General features: G+C 64.5%; 8 protein-coding genes. 6 read left to right on the top strand and 2 right to left on the bottom strand.

Annotated features, from left to right (window positions below; translation table 11 throughout):
- From H928_RS0120415 to H928_RS0120400, 4 genes are all read left to right on the top strand, one after another.
- Positions 1-1815 (top strand): relaxase/mobilization nuclease and DUF3363 domain-containing protein (locus H928_RS0120415; protein ID WP_021028158.1); only part of this gene is annotated, 1815 nt, incomplete at its 5' end.
- Positions 1816-2030: 215 nt separating this feature from the next.
- Positions 2031-3374: a ferric reductase-like transmembrane domain-containing protein gene (locus H928_RS0120410; protein ID WP_021028157.1), complete on the top strand. Its 1344-nt coding sequence runs from the start codon at positions 2031-2033 to the stop codon at positions 3372-3374.
- A 14-nt stretch (positions 3375-3388) separates the two neighbouring features.
- The gene (locus H928_RS0120405) at positions 3389-4054 is read left to right on the top strand and encodes a response regulator transcription factor (RefSeq protein WP_021028156.1); all 666 of its coding nucleotides are present in this window, start codon (positions 3389-3391) and stop codon (positions 4052-4054) included.
- Positions 4055-4057: 3 nt separating this feature from the next.
- Positions 4058-5470 (top strand): histidine kinase dimerization/phospho-acceptor domain-containing protein, encoded by a 1413-nt coding sequence (locus H928_RS0120400; RefSeq protein WP_021028155.1) that lies wholly within the window; start codon positions 4058-4060, stop codon positions 5468-5470.
- A gap of 13 nt (positions 5471-5483) precedes the next feature.
- Here the strand turns inward: H928_RS0120400 and H928_RS0120395 are convergent, their stop codons facing one another.
- Both H928_RS0120395 and H928_RS0120390 read right to left on the bottom strand, forming a co-directional pair.
- Positions 5484-6191, bottom strand: coding sequence for a VIT family protein (locus tag H928_RS0120395; protein WP_021028154.1), 708 nt, complete (start codon positions 6189-6191; stop codon positions 5484-5486).
- A 41-nt stretch (positions 6192-6232) separates the two neighbouring features.
- The gene (locus H928_RS0120390; protein ID WP_021028153.1) at positions 6233-6784 is read right to left on the bottom strand and encodes a cytochrome b; all 552 of its coding nucleotides are present in this window, start codon (positions 6782-6784) and stop codon (positions 6233-6235) included.
- A gap of 310 nt (positions 6785-7094) precedes the next feature.
- Here H928_RS0120390 and H928_RS0120385 point away from each other — a divergent pair, with 310 nt between their 5' ends.
- Complete coding sequence (locus H928_RS0120385) at positions 7095-8318, top strand: efflux RND transporter periplasmic adaptor subunit (protein WP_021028152.1); 1224 nt, start codon at positions 7095-7097, stop codon at positions 8316-8318.
- Between the two features lie 13 nt (positions 8319-8331).
- The coding region (locus H928_RS28995; RefSeq protein ID WP_239645034.1) for an efflux RND transporter permease subunit at positions 8332-10758 on the top strand (2427 nt) is incomplete at its 3' end.

The raw sequence follows: 10758 nt of genomic DNA, 5'->3' as shown, positions 1-10758 counted from the left end.
CCCGGCTCGCGCCTGGGGCGCGGCCACACGGCGGCGCGCTTCGCCGGGGCGAAGCTGACGCCCATGTCGCGGCGCGTGGCCATCAAGACGCTGCTGGTCAATCAGCGCCAGGCCAGCCCGCAGTCGCTGGCGAAGCACCTGCGCTACATCGAGCGCGATGGCGTGGGCCGCGATGGAGAGCCGGGCCAAGCCTACGGGCCGCAGACCGATGCCGCCGACCTCGACGCCTTCAAGGCACGCTGCGCCGACGACCGACACCATTTCCGCTTCATCCTCTCGCCCGAGGATGGCGCCGAGCTGGAAGACCTGCGCACCTACACGCGGCACCTCATGGGCCGCATGGAAGCCGACCTGGGCACGGGCCTCGATTGGGTGGCCGTCAACCACTGGAACACCGACAACCCGCACACGCACATAGTCGTGCGCGGGCGCGACGACACCGGCAAAGACCTCATCATTGCGGGCGACTACATCGCCGATGGCTTCCGCCATCGCGCCGCCGAGCTGGCGACCGAATGGCTGGGGCCGCGCACCGAGCTGGAGATCCAGCAGACCTTGCAGCGCGAGGTGAAGCAGGAGCGGTGGACGAGCCTGGATCGCACCCTGCAACGCGAGGCCGGCGACCACGGCCGAGTGCAGATCGAACGCTTCAACGAACCGAGACTGCAACGCCAGCGCCTGTTGCTGGTTGGCCGGCTGCAACGCTTGCAGCGCCTGGGCCTGGCCGACGAAATGCAGCCCGGCACCTGGGCCGTCCACGCCGACGCGGGAAAGACCCTGCGCACCCTGGGCGAGCGTGGCGACATCATCCGCACCATGCAGCGGGCCATGCGCGGCGAGCCGCGCGAGCTGGCAGTGTTCGAGCCGGGCGACGATGGCCGAACCATTCTCGGCCGCGTAGCCGCGAAGGGGCTGGCCGACGAGCTGCGCGACCGGAGCTATCTGGTCATCGACGGCGTGGACGGCAAGGCCCACTACGTCGCGCTCAATGCCCGCGACGAGCTGGCGAACTATCCGACCGGCGCCGTGGTGGCGGTGAAGGGATCGGCCGACGTGCGTGCGGCCGACAAGAACATCACCGCACTGGCGAGCGGTGGCCTGTACCGCACCGACCATCATCTGGCCGTCGCGCAGGGGCAGACAGTGCCGGGCCGTGATCCGCAGGAAGTCGTCGCGGTCCACGTCCGCCGGCTGGAAGCCCTGCGCCGCGCCGGCATCGTGGAGCGCGTGGCCGAGGGACTTTGGAAGGTGCCGGACGACCTGGCCGAACAGGGCCGCCGCTACGACGCGCAGCGTCTGGGCGGCGTGGCGGTGGAACTGAAATCGCACCTGCCCATCGAGCGGCAGGCCCGCGTGATTGGGGCCACTTGGCTCGACCAGCAATTGATCGGCGGCGGCTCGGGCCTGGGCGACCTCGGCTTTGGCAGCGAGGCCAAACAGGCGATGCAGCAGCGCGCCGACTTCCTGGCCGAACAGGGATTGGCCGAGCGGCGCGGCCAGCGCGTGATCCTGGCGCGCAACCTGCTGGGCACACTGCGCAACCGGGAACTGGCGCAGGTCGCCAAAGACATTGCGGCCGAAACTGGCTTGGAGCATCGACCCGTGGCCGACGGGCAGCGCGTGGCCGGCATCTACCGACGCTCCGTCATGCTTGCCAGCGGGCGCTACGCGATGCTCGATGACGGCATGGGGTTCAGCCTGGTGCCGTGGAAACCGGTGATCGAGCAGCGAATGGGGCAGCAGCTTGCCGCGACGGTGCGCGGCGGCACGGTGTCATGGGAGATTGGGCGGCATCGGGGGCCAACCATTTCTTGAGTCAAGGTAATGCCACAAGCCGGTGGGAAAAATTAGATCCTATTTATTGATGGTTGATCAATCCAAAGCATTACCAAAGGTTGGGATGCCAGAATTAAAATTTTCTGTAATTTCGGATACATGGCCACATTCAAAGGCACGCTATCGCGTATCTGGATTGATGGCTTCAGACCAGTACCGCATGCGCCTTCCGCAGAATTTGGGGCAAATCCACGATGAAGAGAATAATTTGGACGTTCTGGTTTTTTGCGCTGGCATTGAGCGCTCTATGGCTTTTTACCGATACGCTCTGGCCTGCACAGTCCAACTACTTCGCCCTGCGAACGGTATGGATTCAATACAGCGGCGTACTGGCCATCGGCGCGATGTCTGTGGCGATGGTGCTGGCCACGCGCCCTGCGTGGCTGGAGCCCAGCTTGAACGGACTGGACAAGATGTACCGCCTGCACAAGTGGCTCGGCATCGCTGCTCTGGCCGCTGCGACAGTACACTGGCTGTGGGCGCAGGGTACCAAGTGGGCCGTAGGCTGGGGCTGGCTGACGCGCCCGGCGCGCAAGCCCCGCGCAGCGGCTGATTCAATGGGCTCCATTGAATCGGCGCTGCGTGGCTGGCGCGGACTGGCCGAGGACTTGGGCGAATGGGCCTTCTACGCCGTCGCGGTGCTACTGGTGCTGGCTTTGGTTAAGCGCTTCCCCTACCGGCCGTTCGCCAAGACACACCACTGGATGGCAGCGATCTACCTGGTGCTGGCCTTCCACACCTTGGTGCTTGTGCAGTTCTCCTATTGGGCGCAGCCCGTGGGCTGGGCTTTGGCTATGCTGCTGGCGAGCGGCACGGTATCGGCGGTGTGGGTACTGCTGGGCCGGGTCGGTGCGCAGCGCACCGCGCACGGTGTCATCGAATCGCTGCAGACCTACCCTGCGCTGAACGTGCTGGAAACCACCCTGCGGATGGAGCCGGGCTGGCCCGGCCACCGGCCCGGGCAGTTTGCCTTCGCCATGTCCAACCCGAAAGAAGGCCCGCATCCCTACACGCTGGCCTCAGCTTGGGTGCCGGAAAACCGGCGCATCACCTTCATCACCAAGGCGCTGGGCGACCACACCCGCCGGCTGCCGGAACGCCTACAAGTTGGCGACCGGGTGACGGTCGAGGGGCCTTACGGCTGCTTCACTTTCGACGACGGGCGTGCCCGCCAGATCTGGATCGGCGCCGGCATCGGCATCACCCCATTCATTGCGCGCATGAAGTATCTGGCGCAGCACAAAGGCCGAGACGCACGCCCCGTCGATTTGTTCCATCCGACGAGCGACGCTGATCCGCAGGCCATCGAGAAGCTTCGCGCCGACAGCCAGGCGGCCGGCGTTGCGCTACACCTGTTCATCGACAAGAAAGACGGTCGCCTGACGGGTGAGCGCCTGCGTGCCATGGTGCCGGGTTGGAAAGACGCCAGCGTCTGGTTCTGCGGCCCCACGGCCTTCGGCCGCGCGTTGCGCGCCGATCTGCTGGCCCAGGGGTTGGAGCCGGAAGCGTTCCACCAAGAGCTTTTCGAGATGCGCTGAATAGAAGAAAGCATATGCGCATATTGATCGTGGAAGACTCGCAAACGCTGGCCGAAGCCCTGAGCCAGAGCCTTCAGTCGGAAGGCTATGCCTGCGATACAGCAGCCGATGGCGTGTCCGCGCTGAAGTTTCTTGCCAGCTACCGGTACGACGCCATCATTCTGGACTTGATGCTGCCCCGGCTGGACGGCTTTGGCGTGTTGCGCGCATTGAGCCGGGAGGCCCATACCGCACCGGTGTTGGTGCTCTCCGCGCGCGAACTGCTCGATGACCGGGTGCGGGCCTTGGATGCGGGTGCCGATGACTACCTGACAAAACCCTTCGAGCTGGCCGAGCTGCTGGCTCGCCTGCGGGCGCTGGTGCGGCGTCCGCCGCAACGGGACGTTCCAGTTCTGCGCCACGGCGATCTGGAGGTCGATCCGCGCTCGCGCACCGCAAGGTTCAAGGGCATGGATCTTGGGCTCACACCGAAGGAATATGGACTGCTCGACTTGCTGCTGCGTCGGCGCGGCGCCACGCTGTCGCGCCCGCAGATTTTTGAACATTTGTACGACAGCCGCAGCGATGCATCGGACAAGGTGGTAGAGGTGATCGTCAGCACCTTGCGAACCAAGCTTGCCCAGTGCGGCCTGGATGAACTGATCGTGACACGCCGTGGCTTCGGCTACATCCTGCCCTAAACGATGGTACGTCCCGATTCCGAAGCCCTTTCTGATGCGAGTCAAGGCGGATCCTGGTCCTTGCAGCGGCGGCTGGCTGCCAGCCTGGTGATTTGCATTGGAGGAACCTTCGCGATCCTGTTTCCCGTCCTCGACTACTGGATTGACCACGAAATCTACCGACGGATGGATACCACCCTGATGCAACGATCAGCGGCGGTGGGGCGCGTGCTGCAGGAGTTGGATGCGAGAAAGCTCGAAAGCCTCATGCCGGAATACGAGCCTGGCGGGCATACCGAGTTCTTCACGGTCTTCGATTCGCAGACCCACCGGACCTTGCTGCGTTCGCCCAGCAGTGCTGGGGCCGAGCTGGCGCTTGGACCGGTGGAGCAAGGCACCCCACGCTACTACGACGTGATACTCCCAGACGGCCACGCGGGCCGCGCGCTGGCGACGCGCGTGCCAGTAAGAGGTGAGGAATCTCGATTGCTGGTTGTGGCAACAGAACGTCGGGATTGGGATCAAACCGAACGGCGCATCCACTTCACGCTCCTGGGCGGTATCGTGCTGGCGACGCTCCTGGCCACAGGCCTGGCGCTGCTCATGGTTCGGCGCATCGTGGTCATGCTGGAGCGCGTCGGCGTGCAACTGGCCGACCTGCGTTCGGATCGGCCGATTGCGCGGATCGGAGCGGACTTTCCACGCGAACTGCGGCCGTTTGCCGAAGCCTTCAATCAGGGCTTGCATCACCTGTATGCGGCCATTGCCCGCGAGCGCCGCTTCTCCCGCGACGTGGCCCACGAGTTGCGCACGCCCTTGGCAGAAATCCGCATCAGCGCAGAAAGCGCTTTGATCGATGCCGACCCGACCCGAATCCAGCGCGCCCTGAATGCAACGATCCAGGCCAGTTCACGCATGCAGCGCAGTGTGGACACTCTGCTGTTGTTGGCGCGGCTTGAATCCGGCCAACACACACTTGCGCTTGATCCTCTGGATCTAACAGCTTTGCTGCAAGAGTTGCTGGCGGGATTCAACGTCCAGCAAATGGCACCCAAGTCACCTATCCGTGTGACTTTGCCTGAATCGGCATGGGTGCAAAGCGATCAGGGCGTGATCGAACGCATCGTCTCCAACCTCTTGCGCAATGCCATTGAATACGCGCCCGAAGGCGACGACATTCAATGTAGGCTGGAGCGCGCGGCTTCCGGCTGGATGTTGACCATCGTCAACACAGCTCCCAATTTGCAGGCATCCGATCTGGATCAATTCGGACTTCGCTTCTGGCGCAAGGATTCCGAAGGTGGCACGGCGCACCACGCCGGGCTGGGACTTGCACTGGCTCTGGCGCTCGCGCATGCCATAGACCTGCCGCTGGCGTTCTCACTGGACAACGGTCGGCTGTCCGCACGGCTTGGCCCTTGGCCACCGCTGCTCTGAGATTGACGAAGATCTACACCGCAGTGCCGAACATGGCTCCCACGCCCGCTGTCACCGCCATGGCAAATGTGCCCCAGAACGCGACGCGCAGCGCACTTTTGAAGAGCGGCGTCCCCCCCACGGCAGCAGCCGCAGCGCCGAGCAGGGCCAGGAAGACAATCGCCGTCGCGACGATCCAATAGAGCAGGCTCTGTTCCGGCGCCAACAGAACCACGGCCAGCGGCATGGCCGCACCCACGGCGAAGCTTCCAGCGGACGCCATAGCGGCTTGCAGCGGGCGAGCGCTCAAGGTTTCAGAAATGCCCAATTCATCGCGCGCGTGCGCGCCCAACGCATCATGCGCCATCAATTGCGTGGCGACCTGATCCGCGAGTCGATGATCCAGGCCGCGCCGAACATAGATGGCCGTGAGTTCGCGATGTTCGGCTTCCGGACTGTTCTTCAGTTCATCACGTTCCCGCGCCAGATCCGCCTTCTCCGTATCAGCTTGTGAATAGACCGACACGAACTCGCCTGCAGCCATGGACATGGCACCGGCTACCAACCCCGCGATGGCCGTGGTCATGATGCTGGCATGGCTTGCATGGGCAGCAGCCACGCCTGCAACCAGGCTGGCCGTGGAAATGATGCCGTCATTGGCACCCAGAACAGCGGCGCGCAGCCATCCGATATGTTCAGTGCGGTGACTTTCAGGGTGGGCGCGGTGGTGAAATTTGGTCATTGGAGATTCGAATTCATATGAAGCAGCCTGAGGCCAGTAGGTCAGGGGCGTCGACCGGGAAGCATGCGAACCAGTGTGTTGTCACGCATGACGTAGTGGTGCAACAGCGCCGCCATCGCATGCAATCCGATCAAGACATAGCCCAATGTCGCCAGCGCCTCATGGACATCCTTGAGTTGGCGCGACAAAGCAACGTCGGTGCCGATCAGAGAGGGAATGGGCAAGCCAAACAGAACAATCGGCTTGCCCGCCGCACTCAAGGTGAGCCATCCGAGCAGCGGCATGGCGAGCATGAAGCTGTAGAGCGCATAGTGCATGACATCGGCGAGCGTGGCCTGCCAGCGTGGCATGGGTGGTTGGATCGCGGGCTTCACGCCCGCCTGGATGCGCACCCCGATACGGATCACGACGATCACCAGAACGCTGAGGCCCAGCAGGTAGTGCAAGGACTTCATGGCGTCTCTCAAGGCGCCCTTGGGTGCCAGTCCGCGCAGCTCCATGCTCGCATAGACCGCGATGATGAGAAGCACAGTCAGCCAATGCAGTCCTATGACCAAAGGACTGAAACGGTATTCGGAATTCCTGACATTCATGGTGTATAGCTCCGATGTTTGAGGTAGCAAAGGCGCACCGCTGGCATATCAGAGCAAGTTACTGAAAAGTCAGTTTATCGATTGCTTGCTGCTCAAAGCAGGCGTTTCGCCGAAATACATCGTACTGAGCAAATTTCGCTTTCTCCAAAGCTTTCTCAAAGCTTCACCGAAGAACATGAGCCGATCTTTTACAAGAGATCGACCGCATGTTTCGCCTCATTAACCTCGCGCACCGCTTCATATGCGACGGATTTTCAATCCGCGCTGTGTGCTTTCTACTCTGCTCTACGTCGTTTGGGGCGGCACAAGCATGAGCTTCCCGACCTTGAAAGCGGCGGGCACCGCCAGCCGAACCAAGACCTTGGCCCTGTCCGCCGTCAGTGTGGCAGTTCTGGCTGCCGTAGGGTACGGCTGGTGGGCTTGGACAACGCAGCAGACAACCGTGGCCGATAGAGACGCGAGCGAGGCTGTCGCCCAACCGAACGCTGGCGGCGTTCACCTCAACGCCGCTCAGCTTCGCGCGCAGGGTGTGGAAACCGCACTCGTCAAGGATGCCGCAGTGATACCGCTGGATGGCTTACCCGCGCAGACGGTGGCACCACTCTCGGCCAGCGCGCAGGTCGTGGCGCCCTATGGCGGTGTGGTGACGCGCGTTCTGGTCGATGAAGGCACCGCAGTGCGCCAAGGACAGGCGCTGGCGCGCATCCAGAGCAAGGACGTTCTGGCCTCGCAGGCTGATCTGGCGCGTGCCCGCACCGAAGCGGCGGTGGCCGCGGCGCAGGCCCGGCGCGATGCCACGCTCTTGGCCGAGGGCATCATCCCAGCCACGCGCAACGAGCAAACCCAGGCGCGCGCGGCGGCTGCGCAAAGTACGTTGCAAGAGGCCAATGGCGCCCTCGCACGGCTTCGACCCGTTAGCGGCGGGCAGGCCGGCGAGTATGAATTGCTGGCGCCTTTGTCCGGGCGAGTGATGCGTCGTCACCTGAGCCTCGGGCAGGCGGTCGCGCCGCTCGACATCGCCTTTATAGTGGCTCAGCCTGGTCCGCTGGATGTCAGCGTCGCGGTTCCGCTGCGCTGGCGCTCGGATCTCCACCCAGGCTTGGAAGTGCGTCTTCCCGATGGCACGATCGCTCGCGTGACGGCTGTTGGTGGCGACACTGACCTCAGTAGTCAGAGCCTGCGGGTACGTGGCCGCGTCGATGCAGATCAGGCAGGGGCAGACCGCTATGCGGCCGGGCAGCAGATCAGTGTCGCGCTGTTGCTGCCAGCACCGCAGGGCACCTTGAGCGTGCCATCGTCCGCACTGCTGCCAGCGGGCAGCGCCCACGTGCTCTACGTTGCTGAGCCGTCATCGCAAGACAAGCAAGGCGACCTACACGTCCGCGCTGTTCCGGTGCAACTGCTGGGGCAAGACGAATCAGAGGCGTCAAGCGCCGTGCGTGCCGTCTCGCCAGACACTGCGCCGCTTGCGGCAGGCATGCAGGTCGTCGTGCGCGGTACGGCACTGCTCAAATCCATCATTCCATTGCAATGAGGGGCGACCACGCATGTTGTCCCGTCTGATTGAATTTTCCCTGCGCCAACGTGCGCTGGTACTGCTTGGCGTGCTGGCTTTGGCGGGTGCGGGCCTGGCGGCCTTCCTGCAACTGCCGATCGACGCCTATCCGGACATTTCCCCAACGCAGGTCAAGCTGATTATCAAGGCCCCTGGCATGACGCCCGAGGAGGTGGAGTCGCGCGTGATCACGCCGCTGGAGATGGAGTTGCTCGGCGTGCCGCGGGGCGTGATGCTGCGCTCCACGGCCAAGTACGCCATCGCCGACATCACGCTGGACTTCGCCGAAGGCAGCGACATCTACTGGGCGCGTCAGCAGGTGGCTGAACGCTATGTCGGTGTTTCGGGCAGTCTGCCCGACGGCGTCAGCGGCGGGCTGGCACCGATTTCGACGCCGCTGTCAGACGTGTTCATGTTCACCATCGAAGGCGGCAGCCTCACGCTGAGCGAGCGGCGCGCCCTGCTGGACTGGACCCTGCGCCCGGCCCTGCGCACGCTGCCCGGCGTTGCCGATGTCAACGTGCTGGGCGGCGAAGCCAAGAGCTTTGCCGTGGTGCCTGATCGTGCGCGGCTTTCCGCTGCGGGCCTCGGCTTCTCGGACGTCATCACGGCGATCGGCCGCAACAACCGCAACGACGGCGCGGGCCGCCTGGATGCGGGCGAGGACACGCTGATCGTGCGCGCCGAAGGCGCGATCCACACTTTGGACGATTTATCCCGTCTGATCCTGCGCGCGGGGGCCAATGGCACGGCCCCAGTTCGCCTGGGCGACGTGGCCCAGGTGCGCATCGAAGGCGTGACTCGCTATGGCGCCGTCACCCGGGACGGCGCGGGCGAAGCGGTGGAAGGCATCGTGGTGGCGCTGCGCGGGGCCGATGCTTCGGCGCTCGTGAAGGCCATCCGCGCCCGGCTGGACGAGGTGGCTCCCAGCCTGCCGCCCGGCGTCAAGGTGGTGCCGTTCTATGACCGCAGCACGCTGATCGAGCGCGCCGTGGGCACGGTGGAAAGCGCCTTGCTGGAAGCGACGGTACTGGTCGTCATCCTGCTGCTTCTGTTCCTCGGCGAGCTTCGCGCCGCGCTGGTGGTGGCGGTGATGGTGCCTTTGGCGGCGCTGGGTACCTTCTTGCTGATGCGCCTTGTCGGCATGAGCGCCAACCTGATGAGCTTGGGGGGCCTCGCAATCGCCATCGGCATGCTGGTGGATGCTGCCGTGGTGGTGGTGGAAAACGCCGTCAGTCGGCTCGACCCGCACGCGCCCAGTGCGCCCCAGCCGCGCCTGCACCGCATATTCGCCGCGGCGCGCGAGGTGGCCATGCCTGTGGCCTCGGGCATCCTCATCATCTGTCTGACCTTCATGCCCCTGCTCACTCTGCAAGGGTTGGAAGGCAAACTGTTTGTGCCGGTGGCGCTGACCATCGTATTCGCCCTGGGCGTCTCGCTGCTGCTGTCGCTCACGCTGGTGCCGGTGCTGGCCTCGCTGCTGCTCAAGGAACACGCTCACACCGAGCCGTGGGTGATGCGCTGGGCCACGCGCCTGTACCAACCGCTGCTGGAGGCTGCGCTTCACCACCCGCTACGCGCATCGGCGGTCGCCATCGCGGCCCTGGCATTGGGTGTGGTGGCCTACCTCGGCACGGGCAAGGCGTTCATGCCGACGATGGACGAGGGCGATATCCTGCTGCAACTGCAAAAGCCGCCGTCCATCGGGTTGCAGCGCTCGCTGGAGATTGACCTGGCAGTGCAGAAGGCCATCGGTGCGGCGGTGCCCGAGGTGCGGCACAGCATCGGGCGGGTGGGCTCCGACGAGCTGGGGCTCGACCCGATGGGCCTGAACGAAACCGACCTGTTCATGCAGCTCGCACCGCGCAAGGATTGGCATGCAGCCGACAAGGACGCGTTGAGTGCCGAGATACGCAAGGTGATGGATGCCTTCCCCGGCCTGGAATTCGGCTTTACCCAGCCCATCGAGATGCGCATCTCGGAAATGCTCACCGGCAGCCGGGGCGACGTGGCCGTCAAGCTATTCGGCCCTGATCTGCAAACGCTGGGCGATCTGGCGCAGCGCATGGCCGCTCGCATCGAGAAAGTGCCCGGTGCGCGCGACGTGCTCACCCAGGCCAGCGACAGCGTGGAATACCTGCAGGTGAAGGTGGATGCGCAGGCGGCGGGGCGCGCCGGACTGGCCGTGACGCAGGTTCAGGACGAGCTGCGCTCGCAGCTCGAAGGCGTGCCGGCCGGGCTGGTGATCGAGCCGGACAGGCGCACGCCCATCGTGGTGCGCGGGGATGCCCGGCTGCGCGGATCGGCCGAGCGGTTCAAGGACTTGCAGCTCGCCCGTGGCGATCAGGGCGAAATCCCCCTGGCCTCGCTGGCGCGCATCGCCACCACCGATGGCCCGGTACTGGTGCGGCGCGAGAAC

This window comes from Comamonas sp. B-9 (assembly GCF_000410635.1).
In the GTDB taxonomy this organism is placed as follows: Bacteria; Pseudomonadota; Gammaproteobacteria; order Burkholderiales; family Burkholderiaceae_C; genus Comamonas.
This window is presented reverse-complemented; position numbering and strand designations above follow the sequence as displayed.

Coding starts and splice junctions, on each gene's coding strand:
- H928_RS0120410 (WP_021028157.1), top strand. CDS start 2,031: ATGAAGAGAATAATTTGGACGTTCTGGTTTTTTGCGCTGGCATTGAGC.
- H928_RS0120405 (WP_021028156.1), top strand. CDS start 3,389: ATGCGCATATTGATCGTGGAAGACTCGCAAACGCTGGCCGAAGCCCTG.
- H928_RS0120400 (WP_021028155.1), top strand. CDS start 4,058: ATGGTACGTCCCGATTCCGAAGCCCTTTCTGATGCGAGTCAAGGCGGA.
- H928_RS0120395 (WP_021028154.1), bottom strand. CDS start 6,191: ATGACCAAATTTCACCACCGCGCCCACCCTGAAAGTCACCGCACTGAA.
- H928_RS0120390 (WP_021028153.1), bottom strand. CDS start 6,784: ATGAATGTCAGGAATTCCGAATACCGTTTCAGTCCTTTGGTCATAGGA.
- H928_RS0120385 (WP_021028152.1), top strand. CDS start 7,095: ATGAGCTTCCCGACCTTGAAAGCGGCGGGCACCGCCAGCCGAACCAAG.